A 20,331-nucleotide genomic window follows, 5' to 3' on the forward strand; every position below is an offset into this window, starting at 1 on the left:
GCATTGCCATTGGATTTCCTCCGGGATATGGTTTTGAGCACTTGAAGGGCTCACCCAGAGGCGCAGGCTTGTTCCTATCGTCGGTCTAGCCAGATGCATTCTTTATCGGCGCTTGGGTGAAAGGAGGTGGGGCGAAATCTCCCACGGATCTGTACTGCGCTAACAGTCAGAATCGGGCTTTGTCCCTCCTCCTCCCTTCAAGTCCTACCATACAAGCGGGCTTGCTCGCGAAGAGGCCAGCACAAACAACATCCATGTTGAAGAATTGGCCAATAACCTCAGCGCAATCGCTCAAGCATCTGGTAGTACCACATCCCGGCAGCCAGCATCGGGTTGCCCAGCAGGTCGCCCATGGGCACGCGGATGTGCTGGCAGGCGGCAAAGGTGTCGAACTGCTCCATTTGGCCTGTGATCGCGCGGCCCATGATTTCACCCATGATGTGGGTGGTGGCGATGCCGTGGCCGGAGTAGCCCTGGCAATACCAGACGTTGTCCGACAGCTTGCCCAGTTGCGGGATGCGGTTGATCACGATACCCATCGCGCAGCTCCACTGGTAATCGATGGCCACGCCTTTGAGCGCCGGGAAGGTCTGCTCGATGCACGGGCGCAACTCGGCGGCGATGTCCCGTGAATCCTTGCCGCTGTAGTTGGCGCCGCCACCGAACAGCAGGCGACCGTCAGCGGTGAGGCGGTAGTAGTCGAGCACGAAGCGGCAGTCGTAGACCGCCAGGTCTTCGGGGTTGATCTGCCTGGCCAGATCGCCCAGCGGCGCGGTGGTGACGATGCCGCCCATGGCCGGGAAAATCTTGCCCTTGAGCTTGCCCGGTTCCAGCTTGTGGTAAACGTCGCCGGCCAGCAGCACCTGATTGGCGTCGATGTGCCCGTGGGCGGTGCGTACGCCAGGGCTCTTGTGAAGGCCATCGCCATGGATGATCTCCAGCACTTCGCTGTTCTCGAAGAACAACGCACCCAGGCTCTCGGCCGCGCGGGCCTCGCCAATGCACAGGTTGAGCGGGTGCAGGTGCATGTTGCGGGTGTTCTTGATCGCGCCGTGGTAGAGGTCGCTTTGCAGCAGGTCGCGCACCTGGCTGCGGTCGAGCAGGCTGACTTCATCACCCATGCCACGGCGCACCGCCTCGTCGTAATCCTTGCGCAAGCCGTCCATGTGCGCGGGTTTGTACGCGGCGTGCAGGTGGCCGTGTTTGAGGTCGCAGGCGATGCCGTATTTTTCCACGCGCTGTTGGATGATCTGGTGTCCGCGCCAGCGCAGGTTCCAGATGAAATCGTCGACTTCATCGCCGATGGAGCGGCGCATCTGTTTGCGCATGGCCTCGTCGCCCGACAGGCTGCCGGTGGTCCAACTTAGCCGACTCAGACTATGTTGACTTGCTGAATAGTCAACAGTGGCATCGAGGGGGGCGCCCACTCCATCTAAACCGTTTGCGCAGGGATCTCCGCCACCCAATGGTTTCTGTGCGAAATTGCACTCCGTATGACCACCTGATTGCATCGGATTTGACCAGCACGCTTAGTAACCGTAATTGGAAGAGAGCTGCGCATTGCTGCCGGTGGCGACAGGCAGCAATCGGCCGATTGTGTTGAAAAAGTCGATACTTCCAGACTGCCCGCGTACTGACTGATGAAAATGCCTTTTTTGCGCGCAGCTACGCGAAATCTGAGCCCGGAATCCTCTGCACAAAGTAAAGATTTCAATCTCAAGCGCTTACTTTCCTGCCGTGGAAACCATGGCCGACTTTTTCAACAGAATCGGCCAATAGCAGCCAGTCGTAATCGGCTCAAATCCACCCAAAGCAGAAGCTCGATTTGGAAAGTCCATGGATGCTTCGCAGCGGGAGCGATCGATCATTAGGGTACTACGAACGCTGGTCACAGGCCGGAAGCAGCCCTACGGGATAGCCAGCTCGAGCCAGCATGGCCCCTATCGCTTGGCATCGCCGCTGAATCTTCATAGCTTAGATTGAGTAGCCGTTCTTCGCCGTCTTCAAGAGAGACTGCCCGTAGCTGCTCGGTTGAATGATCTGCCTGCTTGCGAACACGCTGATATCCAAGTCCGGCTTCCCACGGGCAGTGGTGACCTGTGCGATGCCTGCTGACGTCAGAACGAGGTAGCAACCCTCGCCCCACAGAGACTCCGCACCGATATCAACCGGGCCCGCATCACGCCACCAGTAGAGCCTTGCGACCACAGCGCCGCTCGGGTCGAGGAAGACGCTGGGCTCCTCGTCATGCGCGCTCCAGCGAAGCCGCTTCACCCAATTCGGGCACAAAGCGAACGAATAGGCCGCTGCGTCAAAGCCCATGTCCACCGAGCAAACAACTCTCCTTACCAGCGTTGGCGCCAGATCATTGTCAAATGCGACGTACTGGCCTAGCCAAACAGCGATGGGCAGCCTGGCATAGCCGTCATCGAAGTCTTCACTGTCAATCTCTGCCGAGGGTGCTCTAAAGCGGTAGAGCAGGTGCTCCGACAGCCGTGGCTTGAGAATCTTGAAGCGGGATACTTCGGCCACGACTTGGCCGTGGCTGTCTGCTGGGAAGGGGGCAATGTCACCGTCGACTTCGTCAATCCACTTCCGTTCCCGCTCGGACCAACCTGCACTTCGGTTTAACAGCGGCATTCGGATCCACTCGGGGCGCACTCGCGGGAGCTTCAGCGGTCGAGGCGGAAGCGGGCAGCCTAAATGTTCCAAAAGCGTGGGCGTGTCGCTGCCTTTCACTTTGCCGGCCAGCCGCAGTTCTCCCGCGACGTGGCGAAGTGCGGCAATGGCAATGTAGGCGTGGGGCTTCCGGTAAGTGATCTGCATGTCGAGCTCGCGAAGCTGAGTCTCAAGCCTTTTGATGCCAGAGGGCCCGAATGCCTCAAGTCCACCCCAATCCTGGATGAACATCGCCGCGCGTCGGCGGACTGTCATCTCCTCAATGCCTGCCGCCTTCGCGATGTGACGTGCCGTCGAGCGCAACATCTCGGTCCAGCCAAGCGGCGACTCGACGCGCATTGCACCAGTTCTTTCGTCCATGAATGCCTGGTCGCCCTCTGGCGGGTGCTCGAGTTCAAGGCGATAGAAGAGCGGCAGTGGTATCGCGTCCAAGGGGACAGCCTGCCTCCACCGATGCGACAAGAGCGCGGCTGACTCTGCCACCGCGATGTCACGGTAGTTGACCAATGCAGCCACGGCGCTGCCCAACTCGGGGGCAAGGTCCGCGCTGTCAGCAGCCAGCAGCGTTCCGAGCGCCTGCAAGGGGGCATCTAATTCGCCGGCTATAAGTCGCCGCATAAGGGACTTGAACAGAGCTTGGCCGAGTCCGGCTTGCGTTGCCAGGCTCAACGTGCAATTGCGTGCGTGTCGCTGAACTTCTGCAACGGGCAGCCGATAGGCAAAGTGCAGCAGATCCTCCAGAAGTTCCGCGTCGCTGAGCGGTAGCTCGCTCGGCTGGTAGGGTCGCCCCAGCTGGAACTCGCGCGTGCAGGCCATCTGCTCCTCAAGTAGCGACCAGATGGCCGGCCAATCGGGCGTCGCGCTGATTACCGGCAGTATCGAATCCAGCTCTGTCAGCAGTGACTGGGTGTTCTCCTGGCCCGCGGTTACTGAATCGACAATGTTCTCGAAGGCGGCTGGGCATGTGGATGGTCCCTGCAAGAGCTTCTTCGCCTCAAAGTAGAAGAACTTACCGCCACCCATCCACTGGCTCCAGGAGCTCCAGGGGTCCTTGCTTGACTCATAGCCTTGCATCAGCTTCTTGGCGTACTCGACCTCCCCCGCCGCAGCCAACCTTTTAACCATCAGGAAGCGGCAGCGCGCGTCGTCCTGCAAGACCTGCCAGCGCTCAAATATCCTCCGCGCCAGATGAAGCGGGGCCGTCTCGGCCAGATCTCTGAAGCGGTTCGGGGCGTTGTAGTTCAGTTCGTCGCCATCCGCTTCAAACGCGCGCTCAAGCTGCTCGAGAGTGGTCTCCGAGTCGTACTTGCTTGGCGTATACGAGTGCCGAGGTTCCGGCGCTTCTGACGTCCACCGGGCTACGGCGGCGTCGAGCTCGGCAGATGAAAATCCATGCCTTCCGGCAGCGGTGCGAAGGCGCTGGAGCAGTCCGCCCCTCTCGTGTGCCCTGCTGGCTACCTCGATCACCGCCACAAACATCCGCGCGAGCTGTTCAATCTGTCTTGGTCCTGCGGCGTCGGCGTCGGCGGCGATGTCGATGAAGTCACCGACGTGGTGCGGGTCCCGGTAGTACGGTTCCATGTAGAACGGCAGACACAGACCGCACCAGACCGTCGCGCAAGCCAAGACGAGTTCAGGGCTTCGCCGCACCATCCCCTTCATGAGCAGGTCAACACGGTTCGGCCAGCCAATCAGATTCCAATCCGCCAGTGTCTTTGACACCTCCAAGCCGAAGCGAGGTCCGACCTGCGTCGCTTCTTCGATTAGCGACATCGTCAACCGATGCGCGGCCGACGACCCTTCCGTTTCGGTCATGCCGCCGACCTGGCGCATTAAGGTCGATACTCGCTTGACACGGTTCTCCGGGTCAGCGGCGTTCGCAAGGACCAGAATGTCTCGCCAGATTGCGTACTGCGGGTCTTTCTTGGGGGCCAACGCGTAGCCAAGGCATTGCTCGGGAACCGTCGCCAGCAACTGTTTGGCCCGCTCTAAGTCCCCGACCGCAGCCAACGCGATGGCCAGATCGGCCAACCCGTCGATCTGCTCGCTCGGCGTGCTCTCCTTAAGCTCCGCCACGAGTGCGTTGAGTCGATCGACGGCCGCCACCCGGTCACCGTCAACCCTATACGCATCGACGGCCAATCTGCGTCGCAGGTACGCAGTGCCCCCCAGCGTCGATGAGGCGATGGCTGCGTCAATTTCCCGAAGTACCGCACGGTACTCAGTCTCGCCGCGCTTGGCGCCGAGCCTCAGCAGCGCTGACACGAGCATGGGGACCGCTTTGAAGGCCTGCAGGATGCGATATGACTCGCTGCCGCCTTCTGATGTCAGACGTAGGACGTACCCAAGGGCAATGCGGGCTTCGTCCTGGATGCTGCCGGCCGGCACGGACGCGTTGTCGACGGCGGCGCGACCTAGAAGCACGCCTATCGTCGAGGCGTGCTGCTGGAACGGATGAAGGAAGGTGTGCTTCGACGGTATCGCGCTTGGCAGCGGCTTATCGAGCAGCGTGCAAAGCCTCGCGTGGTGCATCACCGCACCGACCAGATTACCCAGCCCAGCCAGGTCCGTCTCGTCGTCGCACATAGAGATCATCGGTGCGACCAGATTGTCGAACAGGGCCTCGGCTAGGTCACGACGGTCAGCTTCGAATGCAATTAGTGCCATCCGGCGTCGGTAGCCGTTGGGTACCTCTACGAAGCCAGGAAGGGCGGCGGCAGCATCAAACAGGGCAAGGGCTTGCGCAACGTCGCCACGCCGACTGGCCAAAAGACCTGCGTGAACCATCACCGAAGGCTTGTCTTCGTTGGCTACCCCGAGCTTGCTGCACAGGTCTTGTGGATCGGCGCCAACCTTCTGAAGGAGCATCGCCTCTGCGGCTTCCCTCCTCAGATGCAGTTGCAGGGCGGCAACAGTTTGCGGATCCACTTCTTCGGGCTGGCGTAGCCCCTCTAGGGCGAGGTGGTCAATCGCTATCTGGATCTGCTCGTTGTCTCGGAAGTGGACGGCGCGCCTTGCCCACCTCTCGAATTCCGTTATGTTGTCGTCGTGTCCGTGGTTCTGGAACTTGGACGTATGGAGCTGCGACAGTGGCTCGAGGCTTTCAAACAGTTCCTTCGCCCGCTCGAAGTCCCCTCGCGCTAACAGGGCATCGACGACCTCGTAGCCCTGGCTGGGGAAGTACTGCACGAAGGCCAGGGCTGCATCAATGTCCCCAACCGCTAGCATCGCCAGCGGAAGCTGGTTGGCGTACTCAAGGGCAGTTTCCCTCCGCCCCACTTCGTCACGACACAGCAGCAGGCGTGAGAAGGCGGTAGCGTCGTGCGTTCCACGCACTGCCAGCAGAGCTAGGCGGATATCGGCGTGGATCTCAGCGATAGAACGCCCGTCAGCCAGTTGCTGCCTGAAGCGAGCGGGCATCGCCAGCGCAAGTACATCGGCACCGTCGCCGGCACGGGCGCGGTAGCGCAACTCAAGCCAGTACTGCGCCGATTCGGTCGGCGCGTTCTTCGCCAACTGGGCGAGGTCGCGGTACACGCGCTGCGAGTATTCGGCGTCGACGCTTCCGAGGCGGGTTCGAGGTTGAGCGATGACGAACAGTCGAAAGCTGTTGTGGAAGACGCTCCACCCCTGGGATGAACTGCGGAGCAGGTGCCGTGCAACGATCAGGGCGCGTTCAATCGCAGACTCCTGGACCATCGTGGCCAGCAGCCGCAGGTCCATGGGTGCCTCAGCCCGAGCGATGAAGCCCAGCACGTCCATTGCATCGACATCGCTTGCGATATCGCGCCAAGCAGCGGTGTACACGGTCTCAATATCGCCGTCGAACGGCATCCCGCCGCTGAGAAGGTGCTTACGGCCAGCTTCATCAGCGTGCAACAGCGCCTGAATTAGGTAACGCGTTGCGAGCGGGTGGCCATGCGTGAGATTGCTCAGATCCAATCTTGGAATCTCAGCAGGCAGGCCAAGCGCATCCGCCATCCGGGCGATCTCCTCGCGGCCGAGAGGCCCCATGAGAACCTGTCGCTGGCACTTCTCCGCTTGCTCTCTTACTGCGGGCTTCAGATTCGCGAGATCCAGCCGCTGCGTGCCGAGCACGAACACGACCCCGTTGGGGATGGCCGCTGGAAGAGGCAGCTCGCCCAGAAGGGAAGTGGTCGGCCGCTCTTCGCGAGGCACATGGTCGAGCCCGTCGACAACGATGATTGTTCGGATCCTGTCGCGGTCGAAGCGTTCACCAGCCTGCCGCACCAGGACGCCGAACTGTTCGCGGCGTTCATGCAGCGAGTCATCGCGAAGACGAAGTCCAGCCAAACCGCTGTTGCGCAACTGAGTGCCGACGTCGGTCAGGAAATTGTCGGCCTCCCCCCGACCCACGCCTTGAGCAGCGCCCGGCACATACGCCAAGTAGCGAACGAGCCGGACATTTGCTTCAGTGGCTAGCGCAACCTGCAGGAGAGTGGACTTTCCGGAGCCAGGCGGTCCTATGAGTGAGACGTAGCCTTGGTCAGCGGCATGCAGCGCGGCTAACAGCTTGACCTCAGTGTCGCGGTTGCGCTGGACATAGGCGCCGACCGGAAACCGGTGGATAAGCAGAGTCTTGGCGGGATCACGCCAGCCAAGCTCACAAAGCAGCTCGTCACGCGTCCACCTGTCTTTGTCGCGGACATCGGCGACCAGGTTGGGCAGTACGCTTGCTATCTCGGACGCCTGCCGTGCCTGCTCTGCGTTCAACTTGTGCGACTGGATGAAATTTGCCGCAGCTCCGCACACCACGCGGAGGCTGTGCAAGAACTGTTCGAAGTCGTCATCGCCCAAGCCAGCTTCACGGCGCAGGTTGTCAATCAGTCGGCTCCATTCCGACGTTAACCAATCCGCTAGCTGCCGATTTGGATGCTGGTGGAGCTCTTCAAGAAATGCCGCGCTGTGCGGCGGCGTGCCGTCGCCTGGCTTGTCCTTAATCGATGGGAAGTCGTTGACGACTAGACGAATTTCGACACGGCTTCCCGGGTTGTCCTTGCGAAGGCACTGCCAAGCATGAACCAGGGGCCCCAAGAGGCCGTTGGCACCAGTAAACAGCGTCTCAACAGTGAAAGTGCCAGGGAACTTGGACGTCTTGAACTGGTGGCCGACTACCAACCCATCGAAACCGAGTACCAAGTCGTCGGCAATACCCGCGTTGCGGTCTGCGACGCCGATCCAGAGCAGCTCGTCGCGCTCGAGCGCAGCATAAATGGCAGCGCCCGCCCGCTCGTACTGGCCAATGTATCCACGGACTGCTCGGCGTTCGCCTTCCGCCGGCGCAGTTGTAGGAGCTACAGAGGTTGATAGATTCGGTTTCTTGGACATTTTTGGAGCCATGTGAATGAATTAAGTAGTTGACGCCAACTGATACCAAGAAAACTGCTTCAGCATAACCCTAGGCGTCCAGCAACAGACGGTAGATGCAGCTAAGTTATTGAGCGCTGCTCTGAAACGAAGCCTGGCCAGCCCCAATCGAAGCGGTCATTCACGAGATGGGGCGTGAATGACTAACATCAGCCTATTCCTGCCGTTCAGTCAGGAAATCGTGGCCGTTAGCAGCCTGCCGTGAATGGCTCCAATCGGCATGATACGGCCGATTCTGTTGAAAAAGTCGGCCCTGATTTCCACGGTAAAAAAGTACGCGCTTGAGATTGAAATCTTTACATTGAGCAGAGGATTCCGGGCTCAGATTTCGCGTAGCGGCGCGCAAAAAACGCATTTTCAGCGGTCAGTATGTGGGCGGTCTGGAAGAACCGACTTTTTCAACAGAATCGGCCGTTTTTTGCCCCTCGCGATGGGCAGTTTTGGGTCGTTCTCTGCCGGTCGTCACTACGGCGTGTGCTGGTCAAGTCGAGTGCAAACGGTTTGTCGGCACGGATGCAATCGACTGGTCGGTGCCGATGCAATCAGGTGGTCAAGTCCATGCAATTACGCACTATGTCGACGCCGACGCCCCATTTGGCGCTTGACGATACAGCCATGCACCAGAGGTGATTTGACTGTAGGACAAACGATTTCGTACTGAGATTCAGGTCATGAAGTCACACCTTTACGGCGCTACTATTGGTCATTCGGAAGGGGCGAAGTATCAGGTTTTAGAAACCAAGATTCTCAAACCTCAGCGCCGTTGGCGGGCGGAAAAGCGCGATGCACAGTACGCCCGAGGCCAAGCGGGGCGATTGGCAGCTTCTTAATGTCCGCCGTTTGAGCGTAGGCGATAAGTCTCACGATGCAGACCGGTCATGTGGCCGTGGTTTGCGGAACTCAGCAAGGGCGGCGAGCCGGCGGTTGTTGCGTTGCTGTACTGTCTAGAATTACTGACGTAAAGTGCGAATATGCCGGTTAATGTCTAGGAAAGCAGACGCTATGCGACTTCGCGCACAATCCGACCAAGTCCTCGCCACCACCGTCGGGGCACGCCTGCAAACGCTGCGGTTGAAGAAGAATATCAGCCTCGAGGCCGTCGCCGAAAATGCGGCGATCAGCCGTCAGACCCTGCATGTGTTACTCAATCAAGGTAAAGGCACCTTGATCAATCTGATCGCCGTATTGCGAGCCCTTGGCGAGCTGGAGCGCCTGAGTTCGTTGCTGGAAGAGGTGCAGCCCAGTCCGCTACAAATCCTGCGGATGGAAGGCAAAAAGCGACGGCGCGCCTCTGGTTCTCGTATTGCCTTCGAGGCGGAGGCGGTTCACTCCAGCAAGAACCAAAGCGTCGACTGGTGATGAATACCTTTGTGGTCAGCCATCGATGGTTTGGTTGGTGGGGTGGGCTGTGGCCAACTCAAGTCTTGCAAATCGGCTTTTCCTTCACGGCGGATTTGACGTTGTCCGCTGAGGTCGTTGACAGGGCTTGGCGAGCAGCCCATCTTTTCAAGCAGTGAAAGTCACTGGATGCTGAACAGACCATGGCAAGTCAAAAGGCGACCTATGTTGGCTGAATTGCTGCCCAAACCGGTTTACCGTAACTATCGGCTCCGTCTGGAAACGTCACTGCAAATCGCCATCGACGCTTCAGAGCAGGAGATCCACGAGCTTATCGCGGCGGGATTCACCGCCGAGAGAGTCCAAATGCTTCGCGAGTTGGGCGTATACAGCGCGACAGCCCTGAATCAGATTATTCCGCTTGGTACCCTCAGTAGTCGATTGGCTCGCAGTCAGCGCTTAAGCCTGAGCGAGAGTGATCGTTTGTTCCGGCTGTTGCATGTGACAGCCATGGCCGAGGCGCTGTTTGGGGACGCCCAAAAAGCGCAACGCTGGCTTAATAAACCTAAGCAGTGCTTTGCGTGGCAACAGCCCATTGCTCTGCTGTCCACTACTCAGGGCACTCGTTTGGTCGAGGAGCTGCTGATTCAGGTAGCCGAAGGGTTGGCCTTGTAAAAGGGCAGTCCAGGTCATTGGTAGAAGCGCTGACGCATAATGGCGTGTTAAGAAGTCACGCTACATCGGCTTTACAGAAACCACTTCCACAAATCGAAATTTCTTCCTGGCTACCTTGGTCGCTTCTTGCTCTGCTAGAAGCGTACTTAGCGTATCCGCCTCATGGACCATTTCATGCATCTTGCCCTCAAATTCATTGCCGACCCGCAGCGTGACTTTTAACCTGGGCGTGAACGCTTTCACGATCTTCTTTTTCTCCACCGCGTTTGCTGACTGTGGCGTTGCGATGTCTGGCCAAACAGCGCTTGGCGCATCTCTTCTTCGGTCAGTTTTTCGATCATGCAGGTTCTCGTAAGGTTGTCATGTGCAGGCAGTCTGATTCTATCAGTATGGTCGGTCTCTATAGCGGCGAGTCTCTGGGACAGAACGCGGAATCAACCTTCAACCGATGGTGTTAGGTAAAGGCTGAATGCTGAGTGTCGCGAAGGGCTGCAATCAATCCTAATTAACCTTTAAGGCTGGCTGCCTAAAATGAGGGACTTGCTCATTGAGAGAGCTACCGCGATGAGATAGTGAGCGCGTACGCAGTGCTCTCTGCCTCCAATTGGCAGAAGTTATCGTGCTCTAAGGATGTGAGATAGGGACCGTTCGGCTTGATTCACTGTCTGAAATCAGCGCATTTTCAGCGCAGATTGCGCTTGGTGCACCGAGTTGAAGCATGCGGCCTTGTGGGTCAGTTAAACAGTTTTGCTGTCGACTGCAGGATTATCCTTCGATCAGTGTTAATGGTTAGCCTGCTTGCGACTTGGCTTGGTATTTGCTGTCAATTTGCGATCAGAATGTCGCGATTGGTGAGTAAAATGTCGCTTTCAAGTAATTTCATGCAGTTGTCTTCTAGCGAGAAGCGCTGGTTACCTTGGTTGGGCAAAGCTGGAAAAATTGCGATGGGTTGGTCATGCCGACTCAATCAGTCGGCTTACCCGGTGATCGAACAAACCTTTGAAGCCATTGCGCAAACCCGTGCGCAATTGCTACACAACTGGACGCGCGAGCAATGGGAACACCTCGCTGAGTTGGCGGAAAATCTCGGTCGGGATTTTGCCCATATCGACAGTCGTACGCTGATGGACAAACTTAGTCAGGCCGAAGATTTTTCCGAGCTGTTTGTCGTTGGAGTCGACGGCGCGGTCATTGCCTCCACTTGGAGCGGACGCGGTAAAAATCAGCTTGAGAAAACCCGAGCCTTGGTCGAAGGGTTGAAAGCGCCGTTTCTTCACGGTCCTTACAGCGATCCATTAACCTTGCAAATCGGTCCATCGACTTCACGCTTTCACGATGAAGTCACGTTGATGTTCTATCAGCCTTTGAAGGTCGATGGAAAAGTCTCGGGCTGCCTCTGCGGTCGGGTGCCAAACGATGTGTTGGGCGATCTTATCCAGCGTGAGGCCGGGCACATCTATGCCGAGTCGGGCGACAATTATTTGTTCATGGCGCAATCACACTTTGATCACGCGATCACGCCGGGAACCGCGTTGTCGCGTTCACGTTTCGAGGACGGCACATTCACCCACGGCGAAAATCTTAAAAGTGGTGTACACACGCCCTATAAGACCGTGCAGATTCAACGGCACACTGAGCTAGAACTGCGCTTCACTGACCCGGCCACCCAGAAGTTGCACCCAGGTGTGCGCGAAACCATCCGCAAGGGTTCCAATCTGTTCGTGACTTATCCCGGTTACCCGGACTATCGGCACATTCCGGTGGTCGGCAAGGGCGTTACGTTCCAGTTGCCAGGGTCACCTGATGTCTGGGGCATGATGTGTGAGGCCGATCTGGAAGAGGTTTATCGCCGACGCTCGCTCAGCTATGGCTTGATGAAGCCTTATCTGGCAACTATGACGGGGCTTTTTGCCTGCAATTTCATGGTCCAGCACTACAGCGGCCTGGAACAAGGGTTGATCGATACCGTGGAGATCGTGGGTGTGGTTTGCGCCTCTGTACTGTTCAGCCTGTTGGGACCTAAACGGCTGGCGGCAAGGTTGGGCGAGATGACGGGTGTGATCAGGACCATCGCCGAAGGCGAGGGCAACCTTCGTCAGCGTCTGGACACCACGCGCATGGCCAACGACGAGACCGGTGACATGGGACGCTGGATCAACAGCTTCATCGATAATCTGGACTCTGTTGTTGGTCAAGTGGTGAAAGCCAGTCGCACCGTCGGCGCCACCAATCAGATGATGTTGGGACGCAGCCTGGAAGCCGGTGTCACCTCGGCCGAGGTGGCCGAAGCGGTGCATCGCATGATGATCATCGTTGAAGATCAATTGGGTGAGATCCAACAAGCCTCTGCCAGCGCCGAACAAATGAAGCAGGTGATGGACGAAGTCGTTACCCGTGCTCGCGATCAGTTTCTCGCCGTGCAGGCAGGCACCCAGTCGATTCGGGATGTGGTCGAGCACTCTTCTTCAAGCGTGCAGTTGCTCGATCGCCGCATGACGCAAATCGGCAACATTACCGGCCTGATCAGTGACATCACTAACCAGACCAATCTACTGGCACTCAATGCCGCCATCGAGGCCGCGCGCGCGGGCGAACATGGGCGAGGTTTTGCGGTGGTTGCCGATGAGGTACGTAGTCTCGCCTCACGCACTTCTCGGGCCGCCGACGACATTCGGCAGATGGTCGAGGGCTTGCAGAACGAAACACAAACCGCCGTCAGCTTCATGAAGGAGGGCGTCAAGGGCGTCGATAACAGCTTGCGCCTGGCCGAAGATGCTTCCTCGGAAAACGTGCAGTTGCATCAAGCGGTGGAAAGTATGTTTGCGATCATTCAGCAGCTCAACAGGCGTAGCCTCGATTACGGGAAGACAATCAAGCAGGTCGACCAGTCTTCCGCAGAAATGCGTCAGACGGTGGTGGTGTTGCAAGGCAGTGCCGAGACCGTGAAGCTCAATGCCAACAAACTGCAAAAACTGGTGGGGCAGTTTGAGGTGAGTAAAAAAAACGGACGTGTGGCGGCTGCTTAAGAACGCAGGTGAGGGCGGGCAGATCATGACGGTTGCCCGCAAGGTCTGCCGTTGCTCACCGGCAGCTATGGGCTAACAATGACCTTGATGTCCGAGCCCGAGATGCTCTTGATGTATGAGTAGCTCGTTCCCAAGACGGCCAACTGCTCCTTCGACACCTTCTTTGCTGATATCGCGGGTTGGACGATCACAAATCTGAAGATCAGCTCATGGTCGTGGCATTTGTTGCGCAGTATCTCCAGCTGCTGAGGCGTGCCTTTCAGGATTCTGTCGAAGTCCTTCAGCAGTGATTGCTGGTAGCGATCCATCAGTCGGTTGAAGAACTTATCGCCCGTGTACAGCCATTTCACCGATCTCGACGCCTGACCGCATACCTCATAGACGTCGGCGACGCGCGCCCCAGGCGCGGCCACGCCATCCGTCATAGGGCAGAATTTGCAGTGGTAAAGGTCGACGTAGATGGCGTCCTTGTTTTCCCGAATTGCCACCAGATCAGCAATTTCGCCTTTGCCGTCATCATTGAAGACGATGGAGTAGTCATCAGTGATCTTGTCAAAGGTGAAGCCTTGTACTGAGTCCTTACGTCGCTCTGCACGCATGGACTCCTGATGGATTTTCGTCGTTCCCCAATCCCAGGGTTCGAGCAAACCGGCAGGCAGTTTTACATCCATGCTGTTGAGCGAGTACTGACGGTAGTTGCCTTGCACCATGGATCCGTCGACCTTGAGCAATACAAGCGGCTCTGCATCCAGGTAGGAGTCCAGTGGCATTTCGTGGGGGTAAAGGATCTTCACACCTGGGCAGGAGGTCTTGTATCCGTCCTCCAACAACTTGATGGCGATGGTAGTGAGGCGACGCTCTTCGCCGTCGTTACCCGCGACAATGACGGGTATCTCCAGCGTCTGCGCGCCACTGTACTCAGGCTTACCAAGCTCGATGTCGAGAAGGTTGAAAGTCTCTCCCTGAAAATATAGCGAGATCCTTTGCTCGTTTTCGATCGCGATCGACACAGGCCAGTCAGTGTAGAACAGGCCTTCTGGCCACCTGTCCTTGATTTGGTCAACACGCATGACATTTTTGAGTACGTCGGCAGGGTCGATGGTGTTGTCGTTGAGTTTGACCGACATGCGCTTGCACCACTCGACCCAGTAGTTGATTGGAGAGGAGTTCATCTCCCAGATCTTGCCCTTGTGCGAGCAGCCCACGGTGGTTCGTTCTCCACCCTCAAACCCGGTGGCGAAGATGTTGGACTTTGTCGCATTGCCCTTCTCGATGTCGCTGATCACCTGGTTGATGTCGCGCCCCACGTGCATCGTGAACCGCAGGTCTTTCCGGGCGCGGGACAGGCCAACGTTCTGCAGCTTCATCAGCTTGATGTCGTGGAGCGTACGGAAGGTCGGCTCACCATTGATGCGACGAGGGTCTTTGGCTACCAGGTTGAGGAAGCGAGTTGCCTGGGTGTCGTCACCTGAGGTGTGAATGAACAGGGTTTTCTGCGCCTTGTTATAGAAAGCGATGTACAGATTCCAGTTGGTATCGACGATTTCTTCGGTCTGAGCCCACCCAACCAGCGTCTCTCGCCGAGTCACGGCAATGACGGTATCGGCCTGATCATTGATCGAGATGTACTGCAGTGTTTCTCTGCGTCCATCCAGACCCTGCGCACGCTGTGGTGTCCAGTCTTTGGGGGAGACGTGATACGCCACGGCGCTGATTTTGGGGTTCGGGTTCAGCCCAAAAATCACTTGGGCATCGTCACCGTCAGCAAACTGCTCGTTGAAGTCCGCCTTCTCAATTTCCCGGCCTACCTTTTGCTCGCTCACATTACGAATGACTGCACCCCAGTCAGCACTCTCCTTGTAGAGGTCCGCCATCTGGTGGTCGGTTTTCTGGTTAGCGATGTTCGCCACGAACTTGGCATCACCAAGGGCGGCATCAACCCTCGTCAGCCGGCCAATGAACTGGAGCGTCACCGCAGGGCTTTGATGTTGATCATGAATTGCAGCGATTTTGAGCTCAGGCAGATCGAAGCCTTCCCCAAGCATGTCGACGCAGACGATGATCCGGTGCTTCTTCTTGACGATCTCCGCCATCACCCTGGCTTGGTTCGGCACCCTGCTGTGAATCAAGACTGGCGTTAGGTCGGCGTGCTGCTTGTAAATCTCAAACAGGTCTGTCGCCCGCTTGTGCGACTTGGCCCGCACCATCATCAAATGGTTGTACCCAGCCTTGAGGTCAGCCCGGAGCAGTTCAATAGCCTTGTCTGCGATGGCTTGGTCGGACAGCTTGAGGTTGTATTCTCGTACCGGATGGAACTCGATGCCTTTGAAATAGCCATCAAGCTGCGCATCCCGGAGCGGGTAGTTGTAGATAATCTTGCCGGCCAGAGCCAGACCATCCTCCCGGAATGGCGTCGCTGTGAACTGAATACAAGGTTTGCCCCTGAAGGAGGTTCTGATTCGGTTCCAACTCGCTGCCACGACATGGTGAGCCTCATCGATCATCAGGTGGCTGCACATGTTCACCAGCGCCCCCAAGGCGGCGTCTTCGAATAGCAGCAGGGCCTGGGGAGTGGCCACAATGATATTGGCAGTAGCTAATTCTGCAACCTGCGCCTCAGACAGCTTCGAATCGATGGCTGCAACAATGGGGTTGCGCGCTGTGTCCGATACCGCCCCCACGGTGCGGAGCGTCTTCATCTCCGTGCACTTTCCCACCAACTGCGTCCTGAGGGCGTCCGAGGGAACCAGGATCAAGGTTCTGGCCATCCTCGCAGCGATGATCAGCGCGAGCATGGTGTCGGTCTTCCCTGTACCGGTCGGCATGACCACTGTGGCGGTCGAAGAGGGATCAACCACCAGGTGCCCCAGGGTGGCATAAAGCGCAGCCAGTTGCGGCTTGCGCAGCCCGGGTGCGTTCGTCTTAGGATCGTCGAGACTGAAATTGAAGAGATGGTTTTGCCAGCTCTGGTACACATCCAAATGCGTTATGACTACATCGTCCATGGCGATTACCTGGAGGCAGAAAAGACTTCTGGGGGAGAGGGTGGCGATATGATAGCACGCCCCCTATTGCTTGCATGACCTTAACCACTTAGACATAAGGACAAAACCAGTCGAGCCCCGCGCAGGATTGCCGAACTGTCGTGCCCGCTTTTGGCCGTTGACTGCCCGTCGCGAGAGGCATAAAACGATTCATTGCTGCCGGTGGCGATAGTCAAAAATGGCCAAAAGCAGCTACTCAGGTAGCGCAGTTTTGAGGGCAGCTAAATCTGAACGCGTCGAGCTAGTGGCCTTGAAGAGGGTAAGGGCGGGATTTTTCCCGCCCTCCATTGATTAGCTCCGCACGAAAGTCAGCAGTTCGGCGTTAATCGTATCGGCGTTGGTTGTAGGCATTCCATGCGGGAAGCCCGGATAGATTTTCAGCGTACTGTTTTGCAGAAGTTTGGCTGACAGAACCCCGGAATTTTCATAAGGCACGATCTGGTCATCATCACCATGCATCACCAGGACGGGGATCTTGATGCTCTTCAAATTTTCGGTGAAGTCGGTCTGAGAAAAAGCCACGATCCCGTCATAGTGTGCCTTTGCACAGCCCATCATGCCTTGCCGCCACCAGTTCCAGATGATGCCCTCAGACGATTTTGCGCCTGGGCGGTTGTAGCCGTAAAAAGGCCCCGCTGGAACGTCGTGGTAGAACTGTGCGCGGTTGGCCTTCAGTTGTGCCTGCAAGTCGTCGAAAACTGATTTAGGCAGGCCGCCAGGATTACTCGGGGTCTGGACCATCAGCGGTGGGACGGCACTGATGATGGCGGCTTTCGACACTCGGTCTTCGCCGTGGCGCGCGATGTAATGAACGACTTCACCCCCGCCGGTGGAGTGGCCGACATGGACTGCGCCTTGTACGCCGAGGTGATCAACCACGGCCGCGACGTCGTCAGCATAGTGATCCATGTCGTGTCCGTCCCAGACCTGACTGGAACGCCCGTGACCACGTCGGTCATGTGCAACAACCCGGTAGCCATTGGCCAGGAAAAAGAGCATTTGCGCGTCCCAATCGTCCGCGCTCAGTGGCCATCCATGATGGAAAAAGATGACCTGGGCATCGCGCGGCCCCCAGTCTTTGTAAAAGATCTCAACACCGTCTCGCGTAGTGACATACCCCATGTTCGCATCTCCTGAATGAAGTGAAGGCCTGAACCGAATCGTGTTTCGATCAAGGCCCTGAATGAACAAAGTGCAGCCCATCCAATAGGCGGTTCAGAGGGCGTATTTCTGGATTGGAATCTGGCTGCCCCATGAGTTCCATGACGGCTTAGCTGCCCATTGCACCCGAGCCGCTTGGCCGCCCGAAGACTTTAGGTTTAAAGTCAACTTTAAGGTCAATGGATTTTTTAGGTGGAATATGAGAATAGGCGAACTGGCGAAAATCAGCGGGTTGGCGCCTTCACGCATCCGCTTCTACGAAGCGAGCGGCCTGATCAAATCGGTCGAGCGTAAAGCCAATGGCTATCGGGATTATGCGCCTGACATCCAGTGGTTTCTGGAGATCATCACCGGCGCGCAGGCGGCGGGCTTTTCATTGGAAGAAATCCGCCAATTGATGCCGATGAATGCGAGTGGTTGGCAGCACGAAGAGTTGCTCAGTGGCCTCAAGCAAAAGGTTGAGGAAATCGAAGTCCTGCAGCAGCGGTTGGCCCAGAACAAGGCGCAACTTCTGCTGGTCATCAAGGGCATCGAGGGCAAGCCCGAGGGCATGGCGTGTGCGGACAATGCGCAACTGCTGTTGCATCGTCTGCGCGATGAAGGGGTGGCAGTCACTTCAGGCCGCCGTGATGCAGCGTCTTCCAGGAAAAAAACAGCCCGTCAGGCTTCCGAGGCCTGACAGGCGCAACTGGTTTCAGCGCTCGCCAACCAGGGTGGCAAGTGGTTTTGGCGCATAGAGCGCGCTCTGGAACTCAGGCACATATTCGTACTTCATCATTTTCCCCAGTTTCAGGGCGCGGAGGTAGTTCGACAGATCGCCGTCGCCCAGCGTGAGGGTGGCCGAATCCGCGTCCCGGCTGGAGCCATGGCTGAGCTGGCGGGAAACAGCGTACCCATAGGCCAGTTGGCCCTGGTGATCGAGATTGGTGAAACTGCTGGTGACGATATCGACATCGCGGGACAGGTCGTCGAGCTTCTTCGCTCTGAAGGACACGTCCGGTTTGCCGGTCTGGCTGTCGGTAATGTCATACACCACCGATTGCGCATCCTCTTTGCGGTCAATGCCGGTCAGCCATTTCGGCAGGTTATAACCGACGACACCACGCACCCTCGCCAACTCGGTATTAACCGGCAGCTTCAGCACATAACCCCAGAAATCGCCAGACATCGACTGACCAAGCAGCGTGAACGGACCCAGATTGGCTTTGCCAGGTTTGTTGGTGATGATCGACACGGCCACCTCGTTGTAGGCGTCGTTATCGCAGTGCTCATAGGTGTACGCGGTGAACGCGATCAAGCCGCGACCTGGCCAGACTTGCAGCGGCTGCACGGTTGCCAGTACTTCGGGCGGCATCAGCGCCCGGAGCCGATCCAGATCCGCCGTATAAACAGCCGTTACGCGACTGTTCTGGTAGTAAAAGTTTGGCGAGTACGACTCAAAGCCAATGTCGACCTTGTTCTTCTCCAATCCCTTGAACCAGCTCAGATCAACGCCTGGTACTTCTGCAGCAATCACCGACAACGGGGGGTTGGAGCGAAAACGGTCGTACAGGCCGCCCTTGACGACGGGCACCTGGTGGCCTGCGATATCGATGGTGGTTGTGTCGGTCGGGCTGGGCATCTCAGGCGTCCCCGCCAACGCAGCGTTGGCAAAAGTGTTGAACATTAATCCTGTTAAAACGGCGCTTGCGAGTTTCAATCGGTCTTTCTCCAGGTGATGGGGTGTACTTGATGGATCAGCGAGCTACGTTGCCGGCGGCGAGCACGGCCATCACGGCTTCAGCCACGGCCTTGGGCGATTGAGGGTTCTGACCAGTCACCAGCCGCCCATCGGTGATGGCAAATGACGTGAACGGCAGCCAGCCCTTGCGGTAACGCGCACCCTGGCTAACCAACCTGTCCTCAAGGAAGAAGGGCACCTGACTCTTCATGCCCGAGAACAGCTCCTCGCGATCGGAGAATCCGGTGATGTTTCTGCCCTTGATGATCAACTGGCCTTGTTCATCCTTCAGATCCAGGAGTCCCGCTACACCGTGGCAGACCGCCGATACGATGCCGCCCTGGTTGTAGATGGTTTCGGCGACACGCCGCAGGTCGGGGTTATTGGGGAAATCCCACATGACACCGTGGCCTCCCGTGAAGTAGATGACGCTGAACCGGGACGGGTCGACATCGGCGATCGGCAGCGTGTTTTGCAGGCGAGCGCGAAAGGCAGGGGACTGCAAATGCTCACGGGCAGCCTTGTCCATGTAGAGCCAGCCGAGGCTACGCTCGTCCAGAGGCACAGCGCCGCCCCTGGGGCTGGCAAAAACCGTCGTGTAGCCGGCCGCTTCCACCACATCGGTGAAATGCGTCAGCTCGGTCAGCCACAAGCCCGTGCTATCGGTTCGTGAGGGATAGCTGGCGTGGTTGGTCATGATCACCAGTATCTGGCGATCTTGCGCAACAACCGTGGAAGGGGCCTGTCCAGCATTTACAAAAGTCATGAATGCACCGCCTATCAATACCAACGCACGGGAAATAAAGGTTTTCAACATCATCCAGGGGTCCGACAGTCATGCAGGTCCGTGCATGCTCACCTTAAACTTCACTTTAAGGTCAACCCCCGTTGCTGCAAAAAATCGCCGTGGCTACTTGCACACTTTTGCTTGACCCTCAACCTGACTTTAACGCTAGCGTCTGAGGCTGATTGAGCAAGGCAACAACGCTCGCCATCAATCCTGTCAGGAGCAACGCATGAGTCAGCACGGCAACCCGGATACGCAGATGAAATGGATGATTTACGGCGCCAACGGTTATACCGGCGAGTTGATCGCTCGAGATGCCGTCAAACGTGGGCTCAGGCCGGTGCTGGCAGGACGCAGCCGCGACAAGGTCGAAGTCCTGGCCCGTGAACTGGGCCTTGAAGCCCGGGTGTTCGGACTGGATGACGAGGCGCGGTTACTTGCCCAGATCAAGGGCCATGGCTTGGTCCTGCGCTGCGCAGGACCCTTTTCAGCGACCGCCGCACCGATGATGGA

General features: G+C 57.6%; 10 protein-coding genes and 2 pseudogenes. 5 read left to right on the top strand and 7 right to left on the bottom strand.

What is annotated here, in order from left to right; genetic code table 11:
- Nucleotides 1–278: 278 nt before the first annotated feature.
- Nucleotides 279–1,358, bottom strand: a pseudogene (locus BSF40_RS31055) (NAD(P)/FAD-dependent oxidoreductase); the annotation flags it as partial.
- Nucleotides 1,359–1,974: 616 nt separating this feature from the next.
- On the bottom strand, nucleotides 1,975–8,040 hold the full coding sequence (locus tag BSF40_RS31065; protein ID WP_256589627.1) for an ATP-binding protein: 6,066 nt from the start codon (nucleotides 8,038–8,040) through the stop codon (nucleotides 1,975–1,977).
- Between the two features lie 1,029 nt (nucleotides 8,041–9,069).
- Between BSF40_RS31065 and BSF40_RS31075 the strand changes: the two genes are divergently transcribed.
- Nucleotides 9,070–9,426: a helix-turn-helix transcriptional regulator gene (locus BSF40_RS31075; RefSeq protein ID WP_095968245.1), complete on the top strand. Its 357-nt coding sequence runs from the start codon at nucleotides 9,070–9,072 to the stop codon at nucleotides 9,424–9,426.
- 204 nt (nucleotides 9,427–9,630) lie between these two features.
- Nucleotides 9,631–10,080: an antitoxin Xre/MbcA/ParS toxin-binding domain-containing protein gene (locus tag BSF40_RS31080; RefSeq protein ID WP_095968246.1), complete on the top strand. Its 450-nt coding sequence runs from the start codon at nucleotides 9,631–9,633 to the stop codon at nucleotides 10,078–10,080.
- 60 nt (nucleotides 10,081–10,140) lie between these two features.
- On the opposite strand, the pseudogene BSF40_RS31085 reads toward BSF40_RS31080, so the two are convergent.
- A pseudogene (locus BSF40_RS31085) lies at nucleotides 10,141–10,394 on the bottom strand (hypothetical protein).
- Between the two features lie 2,061 nt (nucleotides 10,395–12,455).
- Between BSF40_RS31085 and BSF40_RS33665 the strand changes: the two are divergent.
- On the top strand, nucleotides 12,456–13,106 hold the full coding sequence (locus BSF40_RS33665) for a methyl-accepting chemotaxis protein (RefSeq protein WP_371918148.1): 651 nt from the start codon (nucleotides 12,456–12,458) through the stop codon (nucleotides 13,104–13,106).
- A 65-nt stretch (nucleotides 13,107–13,171) separates the two neighbouring features.
- Here the strand turns inward: BSF40_RS33665 and BSF40_RS31095 are convergent, their stop codons facing one another.
- Nucleotides 13,172–16,111 carry a DEAD/DEAH box helicase gene (locus tag BSF40_RS31095; RefSeq protein WP_095968248.1) on the bottom strand — a complete coding sequence of 980 codons (2,940 nt, stop codon included), beginning with the start codon at nucleotides 16,109–16,111 and terminating at the stop codon, nucleotides 13,172–13,174.
- Between the two features lie 330 nt (nucleotides 16,112–16,441).
- Nucleotides 16,442–17,272, bottom strand: coding sequence for an alpha/beta fold hydrolase (locus BSF40_RS31100; protein WP_095968249.1), 831 nt, complete (start codon nucleotides 17,270–17,272; stop codon nucleotides 16,442–16,444).
- Nucleotides 17,273–17,510: 238 nt separating this feature from the next.
- Here BSF40_RS31100 and BSF40_RS31105 point away from each other — a divergent pair, with 238 nt between their 5' ends.
- Nucleotides 17,511–17,990 carry a MerR family DNA-binding transcriptional regulator gene (locus BSF40_RS31105; RefSeq protein WP_095968250.1) on the top strand — a complete coding sequence of 160 codons (480 nt, stop codon included), beginning with the start codon at nucleotides 17,511–17,513 and terminating at the stop codon, nucleotides 17,988–17,990.
- Nucleotides 17,991–18,005: 15 nt separating this feature from the next.
- Here the strand turns inward: BSF40_RS31105 and BSF40_RS31110 are convergent, their stop codons facing one another.
- Both BSF40_RS31110 and BSF40_RS31115 read right to left on the bottom strand, forming a co-directional pair.
- The gene (locus BSF40_RS31110) at nucleotides 18,006–18,977 is read right to left on the bottom strand and encodes an acetoacetate decarboxylase (ADC) (protein ID WP_256589628.1); all 972 of its coding nucleotides are present in this window, start codon (nucleotides 18,975–18,977) and stop codon (nucleotides 18,006–18,008) included.
- A 70-nt stretch (nucleotides 18,978–19,047) separates the two neighbouring features.
- The gene (locus tag BSF40_RS31115; protein ID WP_095968252.1) at nucleotides 19,048–19,851 is read right to left on the bottom strand and encodes a type 1 glutamine amidotransferase domain-containing protein; all 804 of its coding nucleotides are present in this window, start codon (nucleotides 19,849–19,851) and stop codon (nucleotides 19,048–19,050) included.
- A gap of 196 nt (nucleotides 19,852–20,047) precedes the next feature.
- Between BSF40_RS31115 and BSF40_RS31120 the strand changes: the two genes are divergently transcribed.
- Nucleotides 20,048–20,331 (top strand): saccharopine dehydrogenase NADP-binding domain-containing protein (locus BSF40_RS31120; RefSeq protein WP_150131487.1); only part of this gene is annotated, 284 nt, incomplete at its 3' end.

Source organism: Pseudomonas sp. ACN5, assembly GCF_002303975.1.
GTDB lineage: Bacteria > Pseudomonadota > Gammaproteobacteria > Pseudomonadales > Pseudomonadaceae > Aquipseudomonas > Aquipseudomonas laurylsulfatiphila.